The sequence below is a fragment of the Bradyrhizobium sp. SZCCHNS3016 genome, from assembly GCF_032484535.1.
GTDB lineage: Bacteria > Pseudomonadota > Alphaproteobacteria > Rhizobiales > Xanthobacteraceae > Bradyrhizobium.
Map to the genome: position 1 here is coordinate 56,773 of NZ_JAUETE010000011.1, position 26,418 is coordinate 83,190.

The 26,418-nt window shown below is 63.6% G+C and carries 23 protein-coding genes; 15 read left to right on the top strand and 8 right to left on the bottom strand.

The window, feature by feature from the left end:
• Window positions 1–31: 31 nt before the first annotated feature.
• The 4 genes from gcl to QW881_RS21010 all read right to left on the bottom strand — a co-directional run bounded on the left by gcl (window position 32) and on the right by QW881_RS21010 (window position 7,859).
• A complete protein-coding gene (gene gcl, locus QW881_RS20995; RefSeq protein ID WP_315756440.1) occupies window positions 32–1,819 on the bottom strand; it encodes a glyoxylate carboligase in 1,788 nt (595 codons plus the stop codon).
• 169 nt (window positions 1,820–1,988) lie between these two features.
• Complete coding sequence (locus QW881_RS21000; protein WP_315756441.1) at window positions 1,989–3,791, bottom strand: adenine deaminase C-terminal domain-containing protein; 1,803 nt, start codon at window positions 3,789–3,791, stop codon at window positions 1,989–1,991.
• Between the two features lie 967 nt (window positions 3,792–4,758).
• Window positions 4,759–5,592, bottom strand: coding sequence for an IclR family transcriptional regulator (locus QW881_RS21005; protein ID WP_315756442.1), 834 nt, complete (start codon window positions 5,590–5,592; stop codon window positions 4,759–4,761).
• A gap of 125 nt (window positions 5,593–5,717) precedes the next feature.
• The gene (locus QW881_RS21010; RefSeq protein WP_315739805.1) at window positions 5,718–7,859 is read right to left on the bottom strand and encodes an acetate--CoA ligase family protein; all 2,142 of its coding nucleotides are present in this window, start codon (window positions 7,857–7,859) and stop codon (window positions 5,718–5,720) included.
• A gap of 226 nt (window positions 7,860–8,085) precedes the next feature.
• Between QW881_RS21010 and QW881_RS21015 the strand changes: the two genes are divergently transcribed.
• The 5 genes from QW881_RS21015 to QW881_RS21035 all read left to right on the top strand — a co-directional run bounded on the left by QW881_RS21015 (window position 8,086) and on the right by QW881_RS21035 (window position 13,088).
• The gene (locus QW881_RS21015) at window positions 8,086–8,781 is read left to right on the top strand and encodes a GntR family transcriptional regulator (protein ID WP_409998125.1); all 696 of its coding nucleotides are present in this window, start codon (window positions 8,086–8,088) and stop codon (window positions 8,779–8,781) included.
• 61 nt (window positions 8,782–8,842) lie between these two features.
• The gene (gene oxc / locus QW881_RS21020) at window positions 8,843–10,576 is read left to right on the top strand and encodes an oxalyl-CoA decarboxylase (protein WP_315756443.1); all 1,734 of its coding nucleotides are present in this window, start codon (window positions 8,843–8,845) and stop codon (window positions 10,574–10,576) included.
• Window positions 10,577–10,641: 65 nt separating this feature from the next.
• Complete coding sequence (gene frc, locus QW881_RS21025) at window positions 10,642–11,919, top strand: formyl-CoA transferase (RefSeq protein WP_315756444.1); 1,278 nt, start codon at window positions 10,642–10,644, stop codon at window positions 11,917–11,919.
• A gap of 205 nt (window positions 11,920–12,124) precedes the next feature.
• Window positions 12,125–12,406 carry a hypothetical protein gene (locus tag QW881_RS21030; RefSeq protein WP_315756445.1) on the top strand — a complete coding sequence of 94 codons (282 nt, stop codon included), beginning with the start codon at window positions 12,125–12,127 and terminating at the stop codon, window positions 12,404–12,406.
• A gap of 193 nt (window positions 12,407–12,599) precedes the next feature.
• Window positions 12,600–13,088, top strand: coding sequence for a hypothetical protein (locus QW881_RS21035; protein WP_315756446.1), 489 nt, complete (start codon window positions 12,600–12,602; stop codon window positions 13,086–13,088).
• 99 nt (window positions 13,089–13,187) lie between these two features.
• Here QW881_RS21035 and QW881_RS21040 read toward each other — a convergent pair whose 3' ends face one another.
• Complete coding sequence (locus tag QW881_RS21040; protein WP_316159159.1) at window positions 13,188–14,342, bottom strand: tetratricopeptide repeat protein; 1,155 nt, start codon at window positions 14,340–14,342, stop codon at window positions 13,188–13,190.
• A 71-nt stretch (window positions 14,343–14,413) separates the two neighbouring features.
• Between QW881_RS21040 and QW881_RS21045 the strand changes: the two genes are divergently transcribed.
• The gene (locus tag QW881_RS21045; RefSeq protein WP_316159158.1) at window positions 14,414–15,265 is read left to right on the top strand and encodes a hypothetical protein; all 852 of its coding nucleotides are present in this window, start codon (window positions 14,414–14,416) and stop codon (window positions 15,263–15,265) included.
• A 271-nt stretch (window positions 15,266–15,536) separates the two neighbouring features.
• Here QW881_RS21045 and QW881_RS21050 read toward each other — a convergent pair whose 3' ends face one another.
• Together QW881_RS21050 and QW881_RS21055 are read right to left on the bottom strand one after the other, a co-directional pair.
• On the bottom strand, window positions 15,537–15,815 hold the full coding sequence (locus QW881_RS21050; RefSeq protein WP_315756449.1) for a hypothetical protein: 279 nt from the start codon (window positions 15,813–15,815) through the stop codon (window positions 15,537–15,539).
• A gap of 103 nt (window positions 15,816–15,918) precedes the next feature.
• Window positions 15,919–16,209, bottom strand: a complete 291-nt coding sequence (locus QW881_RS21055) for a hypothetical protein (protein WP_315756450.1) — start codon at window positions 16,207–16,209, stop codon at window positions 15,919–15,921.
• 310 nt (window positions 16,210–16,519) lie between these two features.
• Here QW881_RS21055 and QW881_RS21060 point away from each other — a divergent pair, with 310 nt between their 5' ends.
• On the top strand, window positions 16,520–16,927 hold the full coding sequence (locus tag QW881_RS21060) for a hypothetical protein (protein ID WP_315756451.1): 408 nt from the start codon (window positions 16,520–16,522) through the stop codon (window positions 16,925–16,927).
• Between the two features lie 138 nt (window positions 16,928–17,065).
• Here QW881_RS21060 and QW881_RS21065 read toward each other — a convergent pair whose 3' ends face one another.
• Window positions 17,066–17,542, bottom strand: a complete 477-nt coding sequence (locus tag QW881_RS21065) for a peptidoglycan-binding domain-containing protein (RefSeq protein ID WP_315756575.1) — start codon at window positions 17,540–17,542, stop codon at window positions 17,066–17,068.
• Window positions 17,543–17,992: 450 nt separating this feature from the next.
• On the opposite strand from QW881_RS21065, the gene QW881_RS21070 reads away from it, so the two are divergent.
• From QW881_RS21070 to QW881_RS21105, 8 genes are all read left to right on the top strand, one after another.
• On the top strand, window positions 17,993–18,130 hold the full coding sequence (locus QW881_RS21070) for a hypothetical protein (RefSeq protein ID WP_315739810.1): 138 nt from the start codon (window positions 17,993–17,995) through the stop codon (window positions 18,128–18,130).
• 402 nt (window positions 18,131–18,532) lie between these two features.
• Window positions 18,533–19,519: a Bug family tripartite tricarboxylate transporter substrate binding protein gene (locus QW881_RS21075; protein ID WP_409998990.1), complete on the top strand. Its 987-nt coding sequence runs from the start codon at window positions 18,533–18,535 to the stop codon at window positions 19,517–19,519.
• Window positions 19,520–19,528: 9 nt separating this feature from the next.
• Window positions 19,529–20,023, top strand: a complete 495-nt coding sequence (locus QW881_RS21080) for a tripartite tricarboxylate transporter TctB family protein (protein WP_315739812.1) — start codon at window positions 19,529–19,531, stop codon at window positions 20,021–20,023.
• Between the two features lie 41 nt (window positions 20,024–20,064).
• A complete protein-coding gene (locus tag QW881_RS21085) occupies window positions 20,065–21,564 on the top strand; it encodes a tripartite tricarboxylate transporter permease (RefSeq protein WP_315756453.1) in 1,500 nt (499 codons plus the stop codon).
• Window positions 21,565–21,772: 208 nt separating this feature from the next.
• Entirely contained in the window at window positions 21,773–23,059 is a 1,287-nt protein-coding gene (oxlT, locus tag QW881_RS21090; protein ID WP_315739814.1) for an oxalate/formate MFS antiporter, read from the top strand.
• A gap of 241 nt (window positions 23,060–23,300) precedes the next feature.
• Complete coding sequence (gene oxlT / locus QW881_RS21095; protein ID WP_315756454.1) at window positions 23,301–24,614, top strand: oxalate/formate MFS antiporter; 1,314 nt, start codon at window positions 23,301–23,303, stop codon at window positions 24,612–24,614.
• 219 nt (window positions 24,615–24,833) lie between these two features.
• A complete protein-coding gene (locus tag QW881_RS21100) occupies window positions 24,834–25,253 on the top strand; it encodes a CBS domain-containing protein (protein WP_172114347.1) in 420 nt (139 codons plus the stop codon).
• Between the two features lie 138 nt (window positions 25,254–25,391).
• A complete protein-coding gene (locus QW881_RS21105) occupies window positions 25,392–26,360 on the top strand; it encodes a zinc-binding dehydrogenase (protein ID WP_315756455.1) in 969 nt (322 codons plus the stop codon).
• Window positions 26,361–26,418 lie beyond the last annotated feature (58 nt).

Consider the following 26,418-nt stretch of genomic DNA (forward strand, 5'->3'; position numbering starts at 1 on the left):
ATTGGTCCTCGAATGAGAGCGGTCGCTGCGATCAGGCCGGCTGCAAGGTGCGCGGCGGCTCGGCCGGGGTGTCGTCGACCGGCAGGTCGAGCACCTCCTCGAATTCGACGACGTTGTCGATCTCGGTCCCCATCGCAATGTTGGTGACGCGTTCGAGCACGAACTCGACCACGACAGGTACCTGGTACTCCGCCATCCATTCGCGCGCGGTCGCGAACGCCGCCTGCGCCTTGTCGGGATCGGTCACGCGGATGGCCTTGCAGCCGAGACCTTCGGCGACGGCTATGTGATCGACGCCATAGCCGCCGACCTCCGGCGCATTGATGTTCTCGAACGACAGCTGGACCTGGTAGTCCATCGAGAAGCCGCGCTGCGCCTGGCGGATCAGGCCGAGATAGGCGTTGTTCACGACGACATGGATGTAAGGCAGGTTGAACTGGGCGCCGACCGCGAGCTCCTCGATCAGGAACTGGAAGTCGTAGTCCCCCGAGAGCGCGACGATCTCGCGCTTCGGATCGGCAGCGCGCACACCGAGCGCGGCCGGCAAGGTCCAGCCCAGCGGGCCCGCCTGCCCCGCATTGATCCAGTTGCGCGGACGGTGGACGCTGAGGAACTGGGCGCCGCCGATCTGCGACAGGCCGATGACGCTGATGTAGCAGGTGTCGCGGCCGAAGGCCTTGTTCATCTCGTGATAGACGCGCTGCGGCTTGATCGGCACCTGGTCGAAATCGCTGCGCCGGAGCATGCTGCGCTTGCGGTCCTGGCACGCCGCGGGCCAGGCCTGCCGCTCGCGCAATTTGCCCGCCTTGCGCCATTCGCGCGCGACGCTGAGGAACATCTCCAGCGCCGCCTTTGCATCCGAGACGATGCCGAGGTCGGGGTTGAACACGCGGCCGATCTGGGTCGGCTCGATGTCGACATGCACGAAGCTGCGCCCTTTCGTGTAGGTCTCGATCGATCCGGTGTGCCGGTTGGCCCAGCGATTGCCGATGCCGAGGACGAAATCGGACTCCAGGAAATTGGCATTGCCGTAGCGATGGCTGGTCTGCAGGCCGACCATGCCGGCCATCAGCGCGTGATCGTCGGGAATGGCGCCCCACCCCATCAGGGTCGGCACGACCGGCACGTTGACGGTCTCGGCGAACGCGACCAGCAGATCGCTGGCATCGGCATTGATGACGCCGCCGCCGGCGACGATCAACGGGCGCTCGGCGGCGTTGAGCATCTCGAGCGCCTTTTCGATCTGCTTGCGGGTTGCGGCGGGCTTGTAGACCGGCAGCGGCGCATAGGTCTCGTCGTCGAACTCGATCTCGGCGAGCTGCACGTCGAGCGGCAGGTCGATCAGCACCGGCCCCGGCCGGCCCGAGCGCATGATGTGGAAGGCCTGGCTGAACACGCGCGACACGAGCCCTGGCTCGCGCACCGTCACCGCCCATTTGGTCACGGGCTTGGCGATCTGCTCGATGTCGACGGCCTGGAAATCCTCCTTGTAGAGTCGCGCGCGCGGCGCCTGCCCGGTGATGCAGAGGATCGGGATCGAATCCGCAATCGCCGCATAGAGCCCGGTGATCATGTCGGTGCCGGCCGGCCCCGAGGTGCCAATGCACACGCCGATATTGCCGGCCTTGGCGCGGGTGTAGCCCTCGGCCATATGAGAGGCGCCCTCGACGTGGCGGGCGAGAATGTGGCGGATCGATCCACGCCGCTGCAGCGCGGAATAGAGCGGATTGATTGCAGCTCCGGGAACGCCGAAGGCGCAGGTGACGCCTTCCTTCTCCAAGATACGCACCGCAGCATCGATCGCCCGCATCTTCGCCATCTCGCGCCTCCCTCTGGTTGATGCGCGAGCTTCGCTGCTGGCAGCTACGATCTCAATTCACTCGTCGATTTTTCCCACGATGCGGCACGCTCGGCAAAACAGCGGCGGCCTCAGTTAGTTAGGACAGAAGTCAGCTGACATGTCCTAACAGCATGACGGCTCGATCACGCTATTCGAACAGCGGCGCGAGCTCCATCTGCGGCACCAGCACGAGGCCCTTGTCGGTGATACGAATTTCCGGAATGACCGATAGGGGAATCAGATTGAAGCCCATGTAGGGAATGGTGCAGCCCGCCTCCACCCATTCGGTCTTCAAAAGCTTGACCTCATCGGCGACCTCGGTGACGCGCTTGTCCGACAGCAGGCCTGCGATCGGCAGCGGCACCATCGCCCTCACCTTGCCATCGGCAACGACGCAGACACCGCCCTGGTGCGCGCCGATCGCGGCGACGGCCGCCTGCATGTCCGCTTCGTTGGTGCCGGCGACGATGATGTTGTGGCTGTCATGGCCGACGCTGGACGCGACGGCGCCGCGCTTCAGGCCGAAATCCTTCAAGAGCCCATGCGCCACATTGCCAGCCGACTTGCCGTGGCGCTCGATCACCGCGACGAAACAGAGCCCATGGCGCGCGAACAGCGTTTCCCAATCGTTCGCCGGCTCGATCGCGACCTTGTCATGGATCAGCGTGATGCCCGGCAGCGCCGTCTTGATCGCATTCACGGTGCACGCCTTGGTCGGCAGCTCCGGCGTCAGTTTCATCTGCGCCGGCAGCTTCACCGTGGCATAGGCGGCCTTCGGATACTGATAGCGCTGCGACAGCGCCTGATCGAGACGCGGCGTGATCCTGCCCTTGTCGACGACGAGCTCGCCGCCATACCAGGTCGATTGCGGCTTCAGGCCGTCGTCGAGCAGCACAAGGTCGGCGCGGCGCCCGCCGCCGAGGCCGCCGATCTCTCCGTCCATCGCGAAGCGCGTCGCGCCATGCAGCGAGCCCATCGACCACGCCTGCTCCGGCGACATGCCGGCCTTCACGGCCTCGCGCACCACCCAGTCGAGGCCGAACAGCAGGAGATCATCGGCATCGCGATCGTCGGTGCACACGGCCGTGCGCTTGTGCGAGGCGCCGAGCTCGGTGACGGTACGGATCGCCTGCGGCAGGCTGTGCCACGGGGTCGTGGGCGGACCACCGCGCAGAAAAATCCAGACGCCGGCGTCGAGCAGATCATCGGCGATGTCGCGATCGATCGCCTCATGGGTGTCGGTGACGCCGCTCGCGGCATAGGCGGCGACGAATTCGCGGCCATAGACATGGCCTGACACCGGCCGTCCCCGCTGCAGGGCCGCCGCGAGAATGGCATGGCTGCGCTCGTCGCCCATGACAACCGGCACGAAATCCATTTTCTCGCCGAGCGCGACCGCCTCGGGCCAGCGGTCGAACAGGCCTGCGATCTTGTCCGGCGTGAGGTCGCCGCCGGCGGTCTCCAGAGCGGCCGATGTCGCCGGCACCGTCGAGGGCACGGTGAGGAAGATCGACAGCGGCGCCTGCCGCGCATCCTCCAGCATGGCCTCGACGCCGGCGACGTCCATCACGTTGCCGATCTCGTGGCTGTCGCAGAAGATCGTCGTGGTGCCGTTGAGCAGCGCGGCCTCGGCATAGGCGCAGGCCGTCACCATCGAGGATTCGATGTGGATGTGCGGATCGACCAGCCCCGGCGCGATGATGCCGCCGGCCGCGTCATGGATCGCGAACCCGCCGGGAAGCGCCTTGTGCGCCCCGGCAGGCTTGACCGCTGCGACGCGGCCGCCGGTGATCCAAAGCTCGCGGTTCGGGAGGATGCGCTCCGAATAGGTCGACAGCACGCGCGCGCCGGTGATCACGAGATCGGGCGCAACGCGGCCCGAAGCGACATCGGCGAGGCGCCGCGTCATCGTGTGCAGAGGGGCGACCGAGAAGCGGGTGAGTTTGGTCATGGCACGAACTCGCTGGACGTGTTGGGCGATGCACCGCGATGGTTGCGCGATGCACGCGTCCCGGCAAGCCCAAATAGATCGGCAGCCCTGACCACGGCTTGAGCAGCGGGTGAATAGCCCCCTCCTCCCTCCCCTCGAAATGCCCATTGTCGTCGGAGACGGACCGCAACATCGGATTGCCCAACGCTCGAGCCGACGACCAAGGGAGCTCGACAGCAACTCAGGCGGCGCCGAAGCGTCCTTACGGACGCTCCTTCACAACGCGGGAATGCTCACTGCTGCTACGGCGCGCAGTCGCAGGTGCAGCCGTTTGCCGTGAGCCTCATGTGCGGCTTGTTGGGTTTGATGCAATGGTCTTGCGTGAGGACGCAATGAGGTCCCTTCGGGTGCGCACGCTTGACGGCTGTGCAAGTCCCCGGGCCCGGGGCCTGGGCGAATGCCGATTCGGAAGCAAATAACAGGCCGAGGACCAAGGCACCGATGATCGGAATGCTCCCGCCCCTCCTTTGCCGATGCCACGCAGTCAAGTCGTCGTCGTGGTTGGCTGATCGCGATTTCGTCCGCACATGAGTGGCCATATCAAGCTCCCTTCGTTTGCAAGGCCTTCATAATCAGGCCGCGGCTTCAGAACGTTGGCCGGCTTCAGGGCGAACAACATTTGTCATCGCCCGACGCTCCAGCTTTGCGGGACGATCGGCGCACCGACTCCGCTTAGCCTAGTAAGTGTGACAGCAATTTTAAATTACATTTCTCAGCATAGTATCATAGAGATTGTATATCGGCAACGAGCAGAGGCGCGAAATCGCTCAACGGCACGCGAGGAAAGGGTTGAGCTGAATTTTGAACAGAAGGCGCCCCAAGCGACGAACGAGGGAATCATTCCGGTGATGGTGCACTCACCCCTCCGCCCGTGCGTTGGAGTCAGTTGCACTGTCATCGAAACGTTGCACCCTGCCGAAACGTCCTGTTACGGAAACGTTCCGGCCGGCGGCGTCACGCCGCCGAGCGCCGCCGTGAGCTCGGCCGCGACATCCCGCACCATTGCTCCGATCACAGCCACCCGCTCATCGGTCAGCCGGCTCGCCAGACCCGAGACCGAGATCGCCGCCAACGGCTCGCGGCAGGAATCGTGGACGACGGCGGCGATGCAGCGCAGGCCGATGCGCGCCTCCTCGTCATCGACGGCATAGCCCTGACGCCTGACGGTCTCCAGCTCGCGGAACAGGTCGCTGGCGCGGATGATGGACTTCTCGGTCAGGCGCGGCATGCCCTGGCGGTGGATGATGCCGTTGACGTCGTCATCGGAATAGGTCGCGAGCACCGCCTTGCCCATCCCGGAGGCGACCATCGCCAAGCGGCCACCGACCTTGGTCAGCGAGCGCATGATCTCGCGGCTGTCCAGCCGCATCAGCACCATCAGCGATTCGTCATCGACGACGGCGAGATTGGCGGTCTCGCGCGACTGGTCGCGCAGCCTTCGCAGATAGGGAATCGCCAGCGCCACGAAATTGCGCCGGCGCGTGAAGGTCGCGCCGACGGCGAAGCTCTGCGCGCCGACGTGCCATTTCGACTCCATGCGGTCGAACTGCACGAAGCGCCGCTTTTCCAGCGTCGTCAGCAATCGATGGACGGTGGAGGTCGACAAGCCCGCACGCACAGCGAGATCGCTGAGGCGATAGCCTTCATCGTCCTCGGCGAGAATTTCAAGGATCTGCAGGGCGCGTCCGACGGATTGCACGCCGCCGTCGCGGGGCTCGGCCGCGGCATCTGCGCGGGGCTCAATCGTCTTGCGACGGATCACGTGGCGCCTCTTTGCACCGTCATCGAAGGCGGCGCCGTTGCAGGACGGACGGATCTTGCTTGGGTATGCCTACAAAGAAAGTGCCGCTCCGGCGAGGGGCCGGAGCGGCATTCGCGTCAGATCGATCAGAGCAGGCCGGCGCCGCGCGCCCACTTGTACTTGGCGCCGAGCACCTCGACCGGCAGCTCGGTCGAGTAGGCATAGGCCGGGATGCCGTTCTGGTAGAGATATTCGGCGGCTTCCTCGACCTCGACGTCGCCGGCGAGCGAGGCGACGATCGGCTTGACGAAGCCCTTGGCCTCCATCTCCTTCTTCACCTCGACCATGTTGCGCGCGAACACCATCGGCGGGGTCACGATCGTGTGCCAGTAGCCGAGGATCAGCGCGTGGATGCGGTCGTCCGACAGGCCGAGCTTGACCGTGTTCACATAGGTGATCGGCGGCTCGCCACCGGTGATGTCGACCGGGTTGCCGGCGGCACCGAACGGCGGGATGAACTTGCGGAAGGCGGCATCGAGATCCGCCGGCATCGCCATCAGCGACATGCCGTTGTCGACGACGGCGTCGGAGAGCAGCACGCCCGATCCGCCGGCGCCGGTGATGATGACGACGTTCTCACCCTTCGGCGTCGGCAGCACCGGCACGCCGCGGGCGAATTCGAGCAGCTGGCGCAGCGAGCGGGCGCGGATGACGCCCGACTGCTTCAGCACGTCCTCGTAGATCTTGTCGTTGCCGGCAAGCGCGCCGGTGTGCGACGAGGCCGCCTTGGCGCCGGCCGAGGTGCGGCCGGCCTTGAGCACGATGACCGGCTTCTTCTTGGAGACGCGCTTGGCGGCTTCGGCGAAGGCACGGCCGTCCTTGAGGTCCTCGCAGTGCTGCGCGATCAAATTGGTGTTGGGGTCCTGCTCGAAGAAGGCGAGCAGATCGTCCTCGTCGATGTCGGACTTGTTGCCGAGGCCGACGATCGCCGAGACGCCCATCTTGGCCGAGCGCGAGAAGCCGATGATCGCCATGCCGATGCCGCCCGACTGCGACGACAGCGCCGCATGACCCTTGACGTCATAGGCGGTGCAGAAGGTCGCGCAGAGATTGGCCGGCGTGTAATAGAAGCCGTAGATGTTCGGGCCCATCAGGCGGACGTTGTACTTCTTGCCGATCTCGACGATCTCGGCCTGCAGCTCGGGCTCGTTGGCTTCGGCAAAGCCCGAGGGAATCAGCACCGCGCCGGGGATCTGCTTCTCGCCGCATTCGATCAGCGCGCCGGCGACGAACTTGGCGGGAATCGCGAACACCGCCGTGTCGATCACACCGGCCACGTCCTTGACGCTCTTATAGGCCTTGTAGCCGAGGATCTCGGAGGCCTTGGGATGGATCGGATAGATCTCGCCCTTGTAGCCGCCATTGATCAGGTTCTTCATCACCGAGTTGCCGATCTTGCCGTCCTCGGCGGAGGCGCCGATCACGGCGATCGCCTTCGGCATCATGATCCGCTTCATCGCGGTGACGATTTCCTCGTTCGAGCGCGGCGCCGGACGCGGCTTGTAGTCGAAATCGACGACGATGCGGACGTCGGCTGCGATCGCGCCGTTCTTGGTCGCGAACACCGGGTTGAGGTCGAGCTCGACGATCTCCGGGAAATCGCTGACCAGCTGCGACACCTTGACGATGACGTCGGACAGCGCCTCGCGGCTGACCGCGTCGCCGCCGCGCACGCCCTTCAGCATCTCATGCGCCTGGATGCCGTCGAGCATCGACAGGGCGTCTTCCTTGGTGGCGGGGGCGAGGCGGAATGTCACATCCTTCAGCACCTCGACCAGCACACCGCCGAGGCCGAAGGCCACCAGCTTGCCGAACGATCCGTCGGTGATCGAACCGACGATCACCTCGGTCCCGCCGGTCAGCATCTGCTGTACCTGGATGCCTTCGATCTTGGCGTCGGCCTTGTACTTCTTCGCATTCGCGAGAATGGTCTCATACGCCTTCTGCGCGTCGTCAGCGGTCTTGACGCCAACGATGACGCCGCCGGCTTCAGTCTTATGCAGAATGTCGGGCGATACGATCTTCATGACGACCGGGAAACCCATGTCGCCGGCCAGCTTGGCCGCCTCGGCGGCGGATTTGGCCAATCCCTCCTTCGGCACCGGAATGCCATAGGCGTCGCAGACCACCTTGCCTTCGGGGGCGGTGAGGCTGGTGCGCTTGTCGGCCTTCACCCGATCGAGCACTTCGCGGATCGTGGCCTTGGCGTTCGGGATGGCGTCAGACATTGGGGGCTTCCTCCTGGGGATTGGTCGTCGTTTATGGCATTTGGTATGCCAGAAGCAAACTTTGTCAAGCGCATCGAAGATGTGGAAACGCGGAAAAATCGGTCGCCTTGACAGTCTGGCATCTGGCATGCCAAAAATATTGGACGCAAAATGCTGTACACAGGCATCTCCCAAGGAGAGGAGATCGGTCTTGTCTACAGAGAAAACAAACAAGGCATTGCCCATCATGGCCGAGGCCGACATCGCGATCACTCGCATCGCCCCGGAGACGAGCTTCAAGAATAAGGCCTACGAGGCCTTGAAAGAAGCCATTCTCAAGATGGACATCTACGCGTCGCCCGAGCCGGTGATGCTCGACGAGCGCGCTCTGTCCGAGCGCCTCGGTGTCAGCCGCACGCCCATCCGCGAAGCGATCGCGATGCTGGAGCAGGACGGTTTCGTGAAGACCGTGCCGCGGCGTGGCATCGTCGTGGTGCGCCGGACCAAGACCGAAATCGTCGACATGATCCGCGCCTGGGCGGCGCTGGAGAGCATGGCGGCGCGCCTGATCACGACGATCGCGCGCAAGAAGGACATCAGCGCGCTGCGCGACTACTTCAAGGATTTCGGCAAGGACCGCCCGCCGCAGGAGCACATCGAGGAATATTCGAAGGCGAACATCGCGTTTCATCAGGCGCTGATCTCGCTGTCGGAATCGCCCGTACTCGTCGACATGACCAACGACATCCTCCTTCACGTGCGCGGCTATCGCCAGCTCACGATCGGACGCACCGATCGTATCGCGGCCTCCCTGCCCGAGCATCTCGCGATCATCGAGGCGCTGGAGGAACGCAACACCGAGCTCGCCGAGAAGCGCGCCCGTGATCACACGCTGGGCCTTGCGACCTATGTCGAGACGCACGGCCAGGAATTATTCAGCTGACAGGTTCAAACAGAAGAAGACGCCGCAAAGCGCCTTCACAGACGACCAGGGAGAGAGGCGCATGGCGCAGACTGCTGTTAAGACCGAGGCACCGGACACGCACGAGGAGCTCACGGACGGCTTCCATCTCGTCATCGACGCGATGAAGCTGAACGGGATCGACACGATCTACAACGTGCCGGGCATTCCGATCACCGATCTCGGTCGCATGGCGCAGGCTGAAGGCATCCGCGTGCTCTCCTTCCGTCACGAGCAGAACGCCGGCTACGCCGCCGCCATCGCCGGCTTCCTCACCAAGAAGCCGGGCGTCTGCCTCACCGTCTCCGCTCCCGGCTTCCTCAACGGCCTCACTGCGCTCGCGCATGCGACGACGAACTGCTTCCCGATGATCTTGGTCTCGGGCTCCTCGGAGCGCGAGATCGTCGACCTGCAGCAGGGCGACTATGAAGAAATGGATCAGCTCGCGATCGCCAAGCCGCTGTGCAAGGCGGCGTTCCGCGTGCTGCACGCGCAGGACATCGGCATCGGCTTCGCCCGCGCGATCCGCGCCGCCGTCTCCGGCCGTCCGGGCGGTGTCTATCTCGACCTGCCGGCAAAGCTGTTCGGCCAGGTGATGAACGCGCAAGCCGGCGCGGCCTCGCTGGTCAAGGTGATCGATCCGGCTCCGGCGCAGATCCCCTCCCCCGACTCGGTCAAGCGCGCGCTCGATCTGTTGAAGAACGCGAAGCGCCCGCTGATCATCCTCGGCAAGGGCGCTGCCTATGCCCAGGCCGACGAAGCGATCAAGACCTTCGTCGAGAAGAGCGGCGCGCCGTTCCTGCCGATGAGCATGGCCAAGGGCCTGCTGCCCGACCTGCATCCGCAATGCGGCGGCGCCGCACGTTCCACCGTGCTGAAGGACGCCGACGTCGTCATGCTGATCGGCGCCCGCCTCAACTGGCTCTTGTCGCACGGCAAGGGCAAGAGCTGGGGCGAGCTGCCTAAGAAGTTCATCCAGGTCGACATCGAGCCGAAGGAGATGGACTCCAACGTCGAGATCGCAGCCCCCGTGGTCGGCGACATCGGCTCGGTCGTCACGGCCTTCTCCGAGGCGATGGGCAGCAACTGGGCCAAGGCACCGGTCGAGTGGACCTCTTCGGTGCAAAAGAAGCGCGAGGACAACGTCGCCAAGATGGCGCCGCGGCTGATGAACAACAACTCGCCGATGGACTATCACGGCGCGCTCGGCGTGCTCCGCACCATCATCAAGGAGCGTCCGGACGCGATCCTGGTCAACGAGGGCGCCAACACGCTCGACCTCGCCCGCGGCGTGATCGACATGTACCAGCCGCGCAAGCGCCTCGACGTCGGCACCTGGGGCGTCATGGGCATCGGCATGGGCTCGGCCATCGCCGCCGCGGTCGAGACCGGTAAGCCGGTGCTGGCGATCGAGGGCGACAGCGCCTTCGGCTTCTCCGGCATGGAGGTCGAGACGATCTGTCGCTACAATCTTCCGATCTGCGTCGTTATCTTTAACAATGACGGCATCTATCGCGGCACCGATCAGAACGCGGCGAGCGACGACCCGGCGACCACCGTGTTCGTCAAGGGCGCGCGCTACGACAAGATGATGGAGGCGTTCGGCGGCGTCGGTGTCAACGCGACCTCGCCAGATGAGCTGAAGCGCGCCGTCAACGAAGCGATGGATTCCGGCAAGCCGACCTTGATCAATGCCGTGATCGATCCTGCAGCCGGATCCGAGAGCGGCCGTATCGGCAACCTCAATCCGCAGAGCGTGCTGACGAAGAAGAAGTAAGGCCACCCGCAAGACATCACCTGCCCGCGAGTTGCGGGATGACCATTCGTTACGGAGAGCAACACATGACCAAGGCGCTCGAGGGCGTTCGCATTCTCGACTTCACCCACGTCCAGTCCGGACCGACCTGCACCCAGCTGCTGGCCTGGTTCGGCGCCGACGTGATCAAGGTGGAGCGGCCGGGCGTGGGTGACATCACCCGCGGCCAGCTTCAGGACATTCCCAACGTGGACAGCCTCTATTTCACGATGCTGAACCACAACAAGCGGTCGATCACGCTCGACACCAAGAACCCCAAGGGCAAGGAGGTTCTGACCGAGCTGATCAAGAAGTGCGACGTGCTGGTCGAGAATTTCGGCCCCGGCGTGCTCGATCGCATGGGCTTCCCCTGGGAGAAGATCCAGGCGATCAACCCAAAGATGATCGTCGCCTCGATCAAGGGCTTCGGCCCCGGACCGTACGAGGACTGCAAGGTCTACGAGAACGTCGCGCAGTGCACCGGCGGCGCCGCCTCGACCACCGGCTTCCGTGACGGCCTGCCGCTGGTCACCGGCGCGCAGATCGGCGATTCCGGCACCGGCCTGCACCTCGCGCTCGGCATCGTCACCGCGCTCTATCAGCGCACCCACTCCGGCCGCGGCCAGCGCGTCACCGCCGCGATGCAGGACGGCGTGCTCAACCTCTGCCGCGTCAAGCTGCGCGACCAGCAACGCCTCGATCACGGCCCGCTCAAGGAATACAGCCAGTTCGGCGAGGGAGTTCCGTTCGGCGACGCCGTGCCGCGCGCCGGCAACGACTCGGGTGGTGGCCAGCCGGGCCGCATCCTGAAGTGCAAGGGCTGGGAGACCGATCCCAACGCCTACATATACTTCATCACCCAGGCCCCGGTCTGGGAGAAGATCTGCGACGTGATCGGCGAGCCGACCTGGAAGACCGATCCGAACTACGCCAAGCCCGCCACCCGCCTGCCGCGCCTGAACGAGATCTTCGGCCGCATCGAGCAGTGGACCATGACCAAGACCAAGTTCGAGGCCATGGACATCTTGAACGAGTTCGACATCCCCTGCGGCCCGATCCTGTCGATGAAGGAAATCGCCGAGGACGAGTCGCTGCGCAAGACCGGCACCCTGGTCGAGGTCGACCATCCGACCCGCGGCAAGTATCTCTCGGTCGGCAACCCGATCAAGCTGTCGGACAGCCCGGCCGACGTCACCCGCTCGCCGCTGCTCGGCGAGCACACCGACGAGATCCTGCGCCAGGTCCTCGGCTTCAGCGACCACCAGGTCGCCGAAATCCACGACTCCGGCGCGCTCGATCCGCCGCGCAAGGAAGCCGCGGAGTAAGGCGGCAGATCAACGCCTAAAGAAGCCAGGTGCGGCGAGATGGTCGCCCTTGGTCCTCCATCAAACATCAAGCCGCCGGCATCGTCCGGCGGCTTTCATATTGAGCCAAGTCTCTTGCTGGCCAAGACTTACGTGCAAAAACAACGGGGCCGAACTCGAATGTGCGGGTGGTGATTTGTCGGGATCTAGCACAGACGAACAACTGATGATGAAATTGGAAGCGGTCACAGACGCCAGTTCACTCCTGGCGTTCGTTCACGCTCTGGTGGCCGACCGAGAGTCTGCGGTGCAGCGCGAGAAGGCGGAGCCGAGCTCGCCCTGGGGGCCCGATGCAGGTGGTTGGGAGAATATCCGAATCGAAACCTACCTCGAAGCGGCTGCCGCGTGGGCAGAATCTACCGACTTCGGAGTTAACCAGGGGCTCGCCGCAAACAATCTCTGGCGCCGCTTCGCTGAATTCCTGAGCGCCGGAAAAAACTACGAGTAGTCGTATCTCAGCATTTGACCCGAGCCAGCATCACCAGATCCGTGAGCTTCCGTCGGAGACGAATGCGACGGAGCGAAGCCCAACATGGCTGAACGAAATATTCGGCAGCATCGAGACCCGAAGCGATCCGTTGTCGTTTGCCTCTATCGATGGCAGTTTGGCGGTATTGCGCTAGACGCTCCGGGATAGTCGCATGGCAGATCACCTTCGTATCGAAATGTCGCCTCCCGTCGACGGAGGAATGATGCTGCGCATCTCCTCGGGCCCGCAAGAATTTGCGGCGGACTTCACAACACAAGTCTGTCCCTTCTTCGAGGCTTTTTGCGATGCGATTCGCGTTTTGCATGACGGCTTCATCGATGATCGAATCCGACTCCTGATAGGTGCGCCAGAATGCGATCTCCTCCTGCAGGCTGCGGCGCACTCCTCGCAGGCTGTCCTGAAGATAAATCTTTGGCCCGACCACAAGCGCAGCACCTTGGTCCCGGAGCCGACTGTCTTCAGGTTCGAAGGTGCACGACAGGAGATCATATCACCGTTCGTCGCAGCCCTCACGAGCGTGCGAGCAGGCCTGAGCGATGCGGAATTTGCGCAGGCGTATCGAGCGCCGTTTCCAACTGCGGCGTACGCTGCGTTGATGCGGCGAGTGCAAATGACGGCTTCTGACTCGATCCGCACCTAGACATCATTGATTGTGACAGCCCTGCTGGGATCAGGGCTCCAGCGAAGCTTTGCGCATCTACTGGATCATCCCCTCCATTGAAAGGTGAAGAGCTACGTCCTATTGCATTGGCGCACGAAACGTGGCTTGGAAGCCGAGCCTCTCCTTCAAAACTAGGTCGAAGCTCGGGCGCGTCCGTCCGTCCTGGAACACAACGCCGTCCGGGCTGAAGGCGACCTTGCCGAAGCCGCCGTCAAGCGTCTGCCATTTGTATGACAGAGCGACGATGCCATAGGCCGAAACCGGCTCGACCTCGCCGGGGTCTGCGACACCATTGCCGTTGACGTCGCGCCACAGGGCGAGGCCGGCCAGTTCGTTGCCGGTCAAGACTCCGTCGCGGTCGTCGTCTAGTGCGGCCAGCGGCGCATATCCGTTGTTCCAGAACATCCAGAACGTCACGTTGCCGAACAACTGCCGTCCGCTGGTGATCTTGCCATCGCGCGTCGGGTCGCTCACCAGCCAGGCCGCTTTGGGGGTAATCCAGCTCCATTCGCGACCCAGCCCGCTGCCGTCCACGTCGAACGTCACCCCCGCGTCGGGGGCTTCGAGGTCGGCGGGAGTAAGCCCATCGGCCAGCGGCACGGCAACGGGAGTGAGCGCGTACGGCAGCTTCCCCAGGGTGGCGACGCGATCCTTTAATGTCTCGATCTCGCGCTTGTCCCACACGGCGCTGAGAAGCGGGATGAGGTAGGAGGCGACTTCGCCGGTCAGCGTCTGCCCGCTGAGACCAAGCATCGTGAGGCTCTTTTCCTTCTCCCAGGCGGCGGTTGCGATCTTTCGATATAGCTTCACCGCATCGTCCTTGTTGCCGGCCTGCTCGGTCAGCCAAGCGAGGCCGAGCTGGATGACGAGGTCGTCCTTGTCCAGCTCCAGTGCCTGCTTGTAGGCTTTCAACGCGGCTTGGAGATGAGCCCAGGAGGCCGCGTTCAACGCGGGGTCAGCGGCAGACCTGACCACGCCAAAAGGAACGACCGGCGGCGCCATGCCATGGTAGGCCTTCGGCACCGCCAGCGGGTCGGCCTTCTGGGCATAGGCCATGCCATGCGCACGACCAAGGTTCACCCATGCCTCGAGGCTGGCCGGATTGTCCCTGACGATCTTTTCCAGGTTTGCAATGAGCCGGGCGACCGGGACCTGCTCCACTTCCACGGCCACAAACCTGCCGAGCGCCGGCGACGTCGTGGCAAAAACAACCACAAGAAGCAATATACGCACGCAACAACTCCATTCTGCAGGAACCCGTTCACCGACGGCGCGAGCGGCTGGATCACGCCTGTGCCGCACACATGCCCAGCGCCGATTGGTCGTCGGTTGCCGTGGTTCGGGTTCAGAAGGGAACGAGATCTTTTACGAACCTCGCCACGAAGTACCGTGGCAGAAATACGGTGGAACACACGATGACAGTGTATAAAACTCCTTCGGGCCTCGAAGCACATGATCATTCGGCGCGTCGCGCCATCGCCGCCGGGCTGAGTTCAATGCACTGTCACCAAACCTTCGGCGTCCTCCTAAGCCTGCCCATGTGTGACGGAAAGCTGTCGTTGCTCAGCGAGGTTACAAGTCAAAAGGGATCGCGCCAAATGGCTGGAGCTTTCGGAGACAATGCTGACGAAGCGCGGATCGTGATCGCAAGGGTCGCCCGGCGCCTGATTTTACGCTTCGTCGTTGCCGCGATGACCCCGGCCGTGGGTCACGCCTTTGCGCAGGGCGCATTCCCAGCGCCGCTACCGGGGCAGGCCGCCGCCCCTCCACAGTTCGACAGCGCGCCGGCGACTGCTGGCGGCCCTTCGGACGTCTGCAAGGGATTTTTTCCCTTGCGCGAGGAGGCACAGCGGCGCGGGCAGCTGATCAAGGCTGCCGCAGAGCGCCGCGCAACGCCGGAAGACGCCTGTGAACTAATTCGCAGTTTCTCTCAGGCCGAACTCAAGATGATCGAATATGTCGAAGCTCATTCGACCGATTGCAGAATTCGGCCTGACGTCGTGGATATGCTCAAGGCCGGCCACAAGAAAACCGAGACCTTGCAGACGAGAGTCTGCACGATCGCGCAGTCGGGCAGCCTAGGTCAAAGCGACGTCCTGGGGCCGCCCAAAAGAGAACCGGCTGGACCAGTTGGCGATTTCTGGATGTTTCGATAGGCAACCGCACTGCCCCATCAAAGCCTGGTGTGGCGCGAGGGCGGACAGACTCTTCCGTCCAAGTCCGATCACTTCGGACTCTGTGAACCGGGCGGATCAAATCCAGCACGCTTTCGAAACCGCTTCTCGATCATTCGGTGGCGCATCACGCGATGGATGGCTGGGCCGTATTGTTGAGCGCCAAGCGTGTCGCACGTGCTCAGCGCACATACTCCACCAGGGTGTGATCCTCCTCCTCGAGCTCGGCGTCGATGATCTCTGCGATCAGTGTTCAATCACCCTTGGCCAAACCGGCGCCGATCTTCGGATAACCGATTCGGTGCTCGGGATATCTGAGTTTCACTTCCTTCATGACCGCTCTGACGGCAGCGGAATCAACGAGAACGCCGGGCCCGCGCCAGTGGAACTGGGTGACGGTCGCCGCCGATATGGCTCCCACTTTTCGCGGCTGCCCTTCGTCGTCGACAGATCGGCCGCACAGGCCTCGGGAAAGGATCCCTTGATGCGCTTCGCAAGCCCTGCCCCATGGCGCACTGGCAATTGCAACCATGCACGATCACGTCGAAATGCCCGTCCAGCGCGAGTTTCATCAGATCCCCCTTGATGATCTTAATCGAACGCAACTCATACGGTTGCTGTGTTCCGTCGACGCGTCAGGAGCGCTTGAGCTCGGTGAAGTCGGACAGGTCGCTGCAGGACTCCGTTCCGAGAAGAATGCTGCGCATCTCCCCGTCCCGGTAGGCAAAGACGAGATTGTCCCTCACCACGATTCCGAACGCGTTCGCGCGATACAGCGCGACGCACACGGCCGGCATCGTGCCGCCGCGCAGCAGCCCGCCATAGCGCTGGTAGGGCGGCGTGATCTTGGCATCGCGCAGCACGTGGCGATAGCGGTAGAACGCCCGGATCTGCTCGGCCACCAGCGACCGGTAGTTCCTGGGCATCTCGGCCGCAACGGCAGCTGTCTCTCTCGGGTCGGGCCTCTCAGGCGGGAAAAACGCGCGCCGCTCGGCGCTACTGCACGCCATGAGCGTCAACGCACAAACGACAATGCCGCTCAGGGACGCCAACCTCTTCCCCGGCCGCCACGTTCGCCCCATGAACGCCCCCTCGATCCCTGCCAGCCCGATAGCGGGCAACTATCACTACACCCCCTCCTTCACAGTCAACGGATTTCTGGAGCAGCAATGGTCGGCTTGGAGATTTGCCGGCATGTGAGTTGACCGCACCGCCGATCCGCTCGATTCTGCTCGCATGGACGAAAACGAACTGCTCGCCCGCTTCGGTCTCACGCCGGTTGCGGAGGATCTTCCTGAATTCCGCCGTCTCATCCAAGCCGAGACGGCCGACGCCGCTCGCGCCAGCAATGAGCCGTTGCTGCTGCTATGCATACAGCTGTTCTCGGCCGGCAACGCCAGTGATGCTCTTCTGATCTACGACGCCAAGATGTCGTCCTTCGACGCAGGATGCTATATCGACATTCAGTTCGTCTGCGGGGCTGGTCTCGAAGCCACTGAAGAATTCCTGCGTTCGAGCAGCGCCGCCGAAGCGAAAGAGCTTCTTGCCAGACTTCAGGATGATAAGCGCACCGGCGCTTTTGATGGTTTCATGCCGCGGCAACACCTTGCTTTCTACCGGCGCTGCTACGGGCTCGCTTCCTAAGCTGCCCGTGCCTGCTTGATCTAAGCCGTGATCAACGAATGGTGGCTGACGCTCCTGCGCAGCCATGCGGCCCGACGGGCCGTCCTCGAACAGACAAGCTTGCCTTAGACGTCTTCCAGCTCTTTCGAGGTTGAACGCTTACCTGCCGAATATTCCGCCCACCACCCGATGCATCGCGCCGCCGATCGCGCCGATCGGACCTCCCACATTCCGCTGATGTCGCGCGCGTCCCGTGCTGCGACGGGCCTGGCGGTCGGATTTGGCAGCCTCAGTGGCCGCGTCCATCAGCGCCTTGTGCTGGGCGGCGTTGAGGAAGCCGGTCGCGGGGTAGCCGCGCTCCTCCTGCCAATGGGCGAGGGCCGCGCGGGTCGAATCGTCGAACGTCCCGTTGATCTTGGTGCCGAACCCGAGCCGGGTCAGCCCACGTTGCACGGCGCGACGCTTCGCCTTGGTGAGGCCGATCTGATTCTCGGCCTGCTGATTGGCGTCCTGGGCAGCGATCACGGTATCGGCGGGTGCCGACGCTTCACGAGGTGTGCTGCTCAGACCAGCGTGAGCGACCTGCGCGCTTCCGGCGATCGCCAGGATGGACAGTGCCAGGATCAAGGCGCGCATGGCCTTTCCTTCGCCCTCAGGTCTGCTGATGATACGTTTCGAGGAATACAGCGCGACGGACTGAACGATCAACATCCGGCGGCGCCACTCCGCTTCATTGCAGAGTAACTGCGGCCCGGGCAGCACAGTTCCCTCACCTCGGGCCGATTGTTCCGTCGCGTTGCTCGCGGGGGGATAGACGAACGGGATGGCAGCTCTCAGCAGTCGCCGAGATACCCAGACTTTGCCGGCTCGGTCCGCCAAGCAGGATCGAGACGATCCGGTGCCCAGGTTGGGCGGCTCTTTCCATATGAAAATGCCGCCTTCGATAGGGAATTCAAATTGTGGCATTCCTGCTGCAGCGCAAAATCCTCATGCCGCTATGCAATATCACGCGTTGTATCTGGCATCTGGTATACGTAAATTCTCCTCAGTCGGAACGTCGTACCGCCCAACTGATGGAGACAAACCATGGCCAAGACCGCCGCCCTCCCCCTCGTTCAGCCCGTGTCCCTGTTCGGCCGCCTGCTGGCGACCCTCGATCGTGTTCTCATGACGAGCGCCCGCGCCGCCAACCGCAACGGCGACCTGCCATATTTCGGCCTCTGAGGCCGGCGCGCTTCGCGCGCGCAAGCAGCAGCGAAGCCCAATCAAGAGCCCCGGACCTCCGGGGCTTTTGCTTTTGCGCCCCCCCCCCCGCGGCCTGCGACAAATTGGCCCCGTGAGCATCCCAACCGATCTCCTCAATTGCGGTCGGTCACATCTTCATACCAAAATCAAATCGGTCGATTTGCTGCGGATGCACGTCTTGCTGCATGACCCAGGCCGCCACTACAACTTTTGGCTGCATGGGCCTTGCGAGAGAGTCCAAGGCCGGCGACGACCTGAAGCGCGTCACGGTGGAGGATGACACCAGCCGGACTCGACGGTCAGTGGTTCGATTGGGCATAGCGGCCGGAAGAAGCCGTGCGGTCCGGGAATGAAGGGGAGAAAGCGTCGATGAAGCGTTCCATGCGCGTGGCCGTTGTGGCCGGCCTCGCCCTGATGGTGGGGCATATCCCGGCTCTGGCGGGATGGGAGCCCGTCCGGCCCGTCGAGTTCATCGTTCCGGCCGGAACCGGCGGCGGTGCCGACCAGATGGCTCGGACGATTCAGGGCATCGTCACCAAGCACAATCTGATGAAGCAGCCGCTGGTCGTCATCAACAAGTCCGGCGGTGCCGGTGGCGAAGGCTTCCTCGACGTCAAGGCGTCAGCCGGCAACCCCCACAAGATCATCATCACCCTGTCGAACCTGTTCACGACGCCGCTCGCGACCGGCATTCCGTTCAGCTGGAAGGACCTCACACCGGTCGCCATGCTGGCGCTCGACGAATTCGTGCTCTGGGTCAACGCCGACAAGCCCTACACGACCGCCAAGGACTACATCGACGCGGTCAAGCAAGGCGCGGGCACCCTCAAGATGGGCGGCACCGGCTCGAAGCAGGAAGACCAGATCATCACGGTGGCCATGGAGAAGGCGACGGGCGCCAAGTTCACCTACATCCCCTACAAGGGCGGTGGCGAAGTGGCCGTGCAACTGGTCGGCAACCACATCGACTCCACCGTCAACAATCCCATCGAAGCGGTGGCGCAGTGGCGCGGCGGCAAGGTCAGGCCGCTCTGCGTGTTCGACGACAAGCCGATGGGCTACGGCGAGCCGATCACCGACGGCAAGGCCTGGAAGGACATTCCGACCTGCAAGTCGCAGGGCCTCGACATCGAATACCTGATGCTGCGCGGCATCTTCATGTCGCCGCGGGCCACCAAGGACCAGATCGAATACTACGTCGACCTGTTCAAGAAGGTGCGGGAAACCCCGGAGTGGCAGGATTTCATGAAGACCGGCGCCTTCAACACCACCTTCATGACCGGTGCGGACTACGCGAAGTGGGTTGAGACCGAAGAGAAGCGTCACGAGCTCCTGATGAAGGAAGCCGGCTTCCTCGCCTCGAACTGAGCGGCTCGCATGAGAAGCCAGGGAGGATCCGCCGGGCCCAGCCACAAGGCGGTCGAACTCGGCGTCACGCTCGCGATCGCGCTGTTCGGGATCATCGTGATCCTCGGCAGCGTGAAGGCGGGGATCAATTGGGGCGCCGAGGGGCCGCGCGCGGGATTCTTCCCGTTCTACGTCGGCCTGTTCATCATCGCAGCGAGCGCGATGAATGTCCGCAACACGCTGCGCGAGGCTGACGGCAGCGTCTTCGCCGAATGGCGTCAGCTCCGCCAGGTCATGAGCGTGGTGGTGCCGACGGCGATCTACGTCGGCGCCCTGCCCTTCACCGGCCTGTACGTCGCCTCCATGATCTTCATCGCCTGGTTCATGCGCTGGCTTGGCAAATATGGCTGGCTCACGGTGGCGGCGGTCGCGATCGGAATGCCGGTCGTGACCTATCTGATCTTCGAGCGCTGGTTCATGGTCCCCCTCCCCAAGGGGCCGGTCGAGGATTGGCTCGGACTCTGACACGAAAACTCATCCGCTGAGGGTTGCAGGACCAAGCTGGCATGGAAGAACTCGCCAATCTATTTCACGGCTTCGCCGTCGCGCTCCAACCCTTCAACATCATGGTGATGATCCTCGGGATCGTGCTCGGGGTGATCATCGGCGTGCTGCCGGGATTGGGCGGCGCCAACGGCGTCGCGATCCTGCTGCCGCTGACCTTCAGCATGCCGCCGACCTCGGCCATCATCATGCTGTCCTGCATTTATTGGGGTGCCTTGTTCGGCGGCGCCATCACCTCGATCCTGTTCAACATACCCGGCGAACCATGGTCGGTCGCGACCACGTTCGACGGCTACCCGATGGCGCAGCAGGGCAAGGCCGGCGAGGCGCTCACGGCAGCGTTCACCTCGTCCTTCGTCGGCGCGCTGTTCGCGGTCATCATGATCACGCTGATCGCGCCGCTGGTGGCCGGCTTCGCGCTTCAGTTCGGCCCGGCCGAGAAATTCGCCGTCTACTTCCTCGCGTTCTGCAGCTTCGTCGGCCTGAGCAAGGAGCCGCCGTTCAAGACGATCGCGGCGATGATGATCGGTTTCGCGCTCGCCGCAGTCGGCCTGGATTCCATCACCGGCCAGCTCCGGCTCACCTTCGGCATCACCGAGCTGCTCAACGGTTTCGACTTCCTGATCGCCGTGATCGGCCTGTTCGGCATCGGCGAGATCCTGCTGACGATGGAGGAAGGCCTGAGCTTCCGCGGCGGCAACGCGCAGATCAATCTGCGGGTGGTGCTGCACACCTGGAAGGAGATGCCGGCGTATTGGCTGACGTCGCTGCGCTCCTGCGTGATCGGCTGCTGGATGGGCATCACCCCCGCCGGCGCGACACCGGCGTCGTTCATGAGCTACGGCATCGCCAAGCGCCTCTCCAAGCGCGGCAAGAATTTCGGCCATGGCGAGATCGAGGGCGTCGTCGCGCCCGAGACGGCGGCCCATGCGGCGGGCACGGCGGCGCTGCTGCCGATGCTGTCGCTCGGCGTACCCGGCTCCCCCACGGCGGCGGTGCTGCTCGGTGGCCTCCTGATCTGGGGCCTCCAGCCCGGCCCGATGCTGTTCGTCGAGCAGAAGGAATTCGTCTGGGGTCTGATCGCCTCGATGTATCTCGGCAACCTCGCCGGCCTGCTCGTCGTGCTGACCTGCGTCCCGGTCTTCGCGGCGATCCTGCGCATTCCCTTCAGCATCATCGCCCCGCTCATCCTGGTGCTCTGTGCGATCGGCGCCTATTCGGTGCACAGCAGCACGTTCGACGTCGTGCTGATGCTGGTGTTCGGCGTGCTCGGCTATCTGTTCAAGAAGTGTGGCTATCCGCTCGCGCCGCTGGTGCTCGCCATCGTGCTCGGCGACAAGGCCGAGGAGGCCTTCCGGCAGTCGCTGCTGGGATCCCAGGGATCGCTCGCGATATTCTTCTCCAACGGACTGGTCGGCACCATCATGGCGCTCGGGTTGATCGCGCTGTTCTGGTCGGCGATCCAGCAGGGCTACAACCGGTTGCGGGCGGTCGCCGCATAAACTCGCCCCTACTCCGATAGTTGAGCTACAAATATCCTCTGCTGCGTCGTATTGTCGCTGCAGCGATTTGCCTTGCTTCTGCAGGCTTTTTTCGTCGATCGCTGGTCTACCAGACCGCACGGGGTCGATGAATCCGCTTGTCTATTGGCATATCATATACCAAACTCCGCATAGCTGTTAGGACAAAATAGACAGCCCTGGAGGAAACATGACGGACTTGGCTCACGCGGGGGCGCCCGCATCTGCAAGAGTAAGCGACGCCTATCGCTGGACGCAGCTCGCGGTTGGCGTCCTGGCGATGGTGATGATCGCCAACTATCAATATGGCTGGACCTTCTTCGTCCCGGATATCGCCAAGACGTTCGGCTGGGATCGCGCCTCGATCCAGTGGGCCTTCACCCTGTTCGTGCTGTTCGAAACCTGGCTCGTGCCGGTCGAGGGCTGGTTCGTCGACAAATACGGCCCGCGCATCGTCGTGCTCGTCGGCGGCGTGCTCTGCGCGATCGGCTGGATGATCAACGCCTACGCCACCTCGCTCAACGGCTACTATCTCGGCATGATCATCGCGGGCATCGGCGCCGGCGGCGTCTACGGCACCTGCGTCGGCAACGCGCTGAAGTGGTTTCCCGACAAGCGCGGCCTCGCGGCAGGCATCACGGCAGCCGGCTTCGGCGCCGGCTCGGCGCTGACAGTCGCGCCGATCCAGGCCATGATCCGCGACTCCGGCTTTCAGACCACCTTCCTGTATTTCGGTCTCGGCCAGGGCATCATCATCGTCATCCTCGCCTTCTTCCTGTTCGCGCCCAAGGAAGGCCAGGTGCCGGCCGTTGCTCAGAACACGAACCTGGTGCAGAGCCGTCGCAACTACAACCCGACCGAAGTGATCCGTCAGCCGATCTTCTGGCTGATGTACTTCATGTTCGTGATCGTCGGCGCCGGCGGCCTGATGGTGACGGCCAACCTCAAGCCGATCGCCGGCGACTGGAAGGTCGACAACATTCCGGTGACGCTGATCGGCATGACCATGACGGCGGTGACTTTCGCAGCCACCATCGACCGCGTGCTGAACGGCCTGACGCGTCCGTTCTTCGGCTGGATCTCGGACAACATCGGCCGCGAGAACACGATGTTCATCGCCTTCGGCATGGAAGGCATCGGCATCTGGGCGCTGTACATGCTGGGCCATGATCCCGTGTGGTTCGTGATCCTCTCCGGCTTCGTGTTCTTCGCCTGGGGTGAGATCTACTCGCTCTTCCCCTCGACCTGCACCGACACGTTCGGCACCAAGTTCGCCACCACCAATGCCGGCCTGCTCTACACCGCCAAGGGCACGGCCGCGCTGCTGGTGCCGATCGCGAACTACATGCAGCAATCGAGCGGCAACTGGGATCGCGTCTTCATCATCGCGGCCGGCGCCAACATCCTGGCATCGATCCTCGCGATCGCGGTGCTCAAGCCCTGGCGGAGGGTCGTGGTGCAGAAATCGACGCTCTGACGCATCCCTTCGCGCTGCAACAAAAATAAAAAAAACGCTTCCAGATTGACGACGCTCGGCATTTTGCCGAGCGTTTTCTTTTGCTTGGCGGAGATTTCGGTCTCGCTGCAAAGCAACATGTCGCGCCCTGTGTCGCAGGCCATATTGCGGACTGGAATATATTATACCAGAATGGTTCAGTGCGCAGATGAGGAGCGCGCTCGCAGCGGCATCCTCCAAGAGAGCGCGTTTGGGAGGACACATGGTTTCCAGCACAGAGGCAACACCGCCTGTCCAGGCACAGTCCAGCGGCTTCCGCTGGATCCAGCTCGCAATGGGCATCGTCTGCATGGCGATGATCGCCAACCTGCAATATGGCTGGACGCTGTTCGTCGATCCGATCGACGCGAAATATCATTGGGGTCGCACGGCGATCCAGCTCGCCTTCACGATCTTCGTCGTCACCGAAACCTGGCTCGTGCCGGTCGAGGCCTGGTTCGTCGACAAATACGGTCCGCGCGTCGTCATCATGTTCGGCGGCGTCATGATCTCGCTGGCCTGGATGCTGAACTCCTACGCCGACTCGCTCACCCTGCTCTACGCCGGCGCCGTCATCGGCGGCATCGGCGCGGGCGCGGTGTACGGCACCTGCGTCGGCAATGCGCTGAAATGGTTTCCCGACCGCCGCGGCCTCGCCGCGGGTGCCACCGCCGCGGGCTTCGGCGCCGGTGCCGCGCTGACCGTGGTGCCGATCGCCAGCATGATCGCCTCGAGCGGCTATCAGAGCGCCTTCTTCACCTTCGGCATCGGCCAGGGGCTGGTCGTGTTCGTGCTCGCGATCTTCCTGCGGCCGCCGACGGTCGCGGCGCCGGCCCGCAAGAAGCAGCTCAATTTGCCGCAGAGCAAGATCGACTACACCCCGCCGCAGGTGCTGCGCACGCCGATCTTCTGGATCATGTATCTGGTGTTCGTCATGGTGGCCTCGGGCGGCCTGATGACCGCCGCCCAGATCGCCCCGATCGCCCACGACTTCAAGATCGCCAACGAGCCGGTGACGCTCGCCGGCTTCCAGATGGCGGCGCTGACGTTTGCGATCTCGCTCGATCGAATCTTCGACGGCTTCGGCCGCCCTGTGTTCGGCTGGATCTCCGACACGATCGGTCGTGAGCACACCATGTTCATCGCCTTCGGCACGGCCGCTTTGATGCTGCTGACGCTGTCGAGCTACGGGCACAATCCGATCGTGTTCGTGCTCGCGACCGCCGTCTATTTCGGCGTCTTCGGCGAAATCTACAGCCTGTTTCCGGCGACCTCGGGCGATACGTTCGGCAGCAAATACGCCGCGACCAATAACGGCATGCTCTACACCGCGAAGGGCACCGCCTCGCTGCTGGTCCCGCTCGCAAGCCTCGTCTCCGCAAAATATGGCTGGCAGGCCGTGTTCGTGATCGGCGTCGGGCTGAACGCGACGGCCGCATTGATGGCGCTGTTCGTGATCAAGCCGCTGCGCCGCGCCTTCATCCTCGGCAAGGAGCCGGTTACCGAGCCGGTGACGCAGGACGCCCGGATGGCGTGACGCCACTGTTTCTTCCCGCGACTTCGGGAGGCGCACCACGGTGCGCCTCTTTTTTTGCGCAGGAGCAGGACGCTGGCGGTCATATCCGGCAGCTCCGGCAGTGTCGCTGACGTGTTTTTTCGGTGGCCGAGCGCGCGAAAAGCCGTCAAACCCGATTGACTTCTGGAATAACGTATACCAGACTTCCCTCCGTTCACTATCAACAAACGGGAGGGTGCCATGAAAGTCGGAGACATCCTGCGCAACAAGACGGCGCGCGTGATCACGGTGCGAATGAACGAGACCGTCGGCGTCGCGGCGCAGCTGATGCGCGCCAGCAATGTCAGCGCCCTCGTCGTCAAGGACGTCGTCCGCACCGAAGGCAACACCGCGGCCGGCATGTTCACCGAACGCGATGTCGTACGCGCCATCGCCGAGCATGGCGCCGCCGGCGTCAACCTGAAGGTCTCGCAGTTGATCTCGCCGCAGCGGCTGATCTCCTGCAGCACCGAGGATACGCTCGAGCACGTGCGGCACCTGATGAACGTGCACCACATCCGCCACCTTCCCGTCATCGTCGACTTCGCGCTCGCCGGCGTCATCAGCATGCGCGATGTCTCCAGCGCCTTCGACGAAGCGGAAGCTCCGGTCGCCGCCTGACGCGTCCAGCCCCGTCAGCGGAACCAGTTCATGACTGAGAGAGTCTTGTCGGAGCAGCGCGCCGCCTGTTAGGCGGTGCGCAGAGAGGAGCGGCACAGTAAGGTCGCCGCTCATGCCGACCCGACAGGATTCCTCGCGATGAAAGCCTATGTCTACGGCGCCCAGGGCGCCGCGATCACCGATATCGCCAAGCCCGCGCCGAAGGGCACGCAGGTCCTGGTGCGCGTGCGCGCCTGCGGCCTCAATCGCGCCGACCTCGGCATGACAAAGGGGCATGTGCATGGCGCCGCCGGCGGCGTCGGCACCGTGCTCGGCATGGAGTGGGCCGGCGAGGTCGCCGAGCTCGGTCCCGACGCCAGGGGCGTCAAGATCGGCGACAAGGTCATGGGCTCGGGCAGCGCGGCGTTCGCCGAATACACCCTTGCCGACCATGGCCGCCTGTTCCACGCGCCGTCGAACATGAACTTCGACGAGGCCGCCACGCTGCCGATCGCGCTGACCACGATGCACAACGCCGTCATCACCAACGGCGCTTTGCAGCCGGGCCAGCGCGTCCTGGTCCAGGGCGCGAGCTCCGGCGTCGGCCTGATGGCGATGCAGATCGCAAAGCTCAAGGGCGCCTCGCTGGTGATCGGCTCCTCGACCGATGCGATGCGCCGCCAACGGCTCAACGAGTTCGGCGCCGACCTCGCCATCGACTCCAGCGATCCCGCCTGGGTCGATCAGGTGCTGCAGGCGACCAACGGCGAGGGCGTCGATCTGATCATCGACCAGGTGTCGGGCAAGGTCGCCAATCAGAACCTCGCCGCGACCAAAGTCCTCGGCCGCATCGTCAATGTCGGCCGGCTCGGCGGCACCCATGGCGACTTCAACTTCGACCTCCACGCGGCGCGCCGCATCACCTATGTCGGCGTCACCTTCCGCACCCGTTCGATCGAGGAGATCCGTACGATCTTCGACGAGGTGAAAAAGGACATCTGGAGTGCGGTCGAGCAGCGCACGCTGCGGCTGCCGATCGACCGCGTCTTCGCCTTCGACGACATTGGCGCGGCGTTCGCGCACATGGAGGCGAACAAGCATCTCGGCAAGATCGTGGTGACCTTGTGAACGCAACCTTCTGAGATTTAGAAGCACTCGAAACAGCGCGCGGTCCACGCCCATGGAC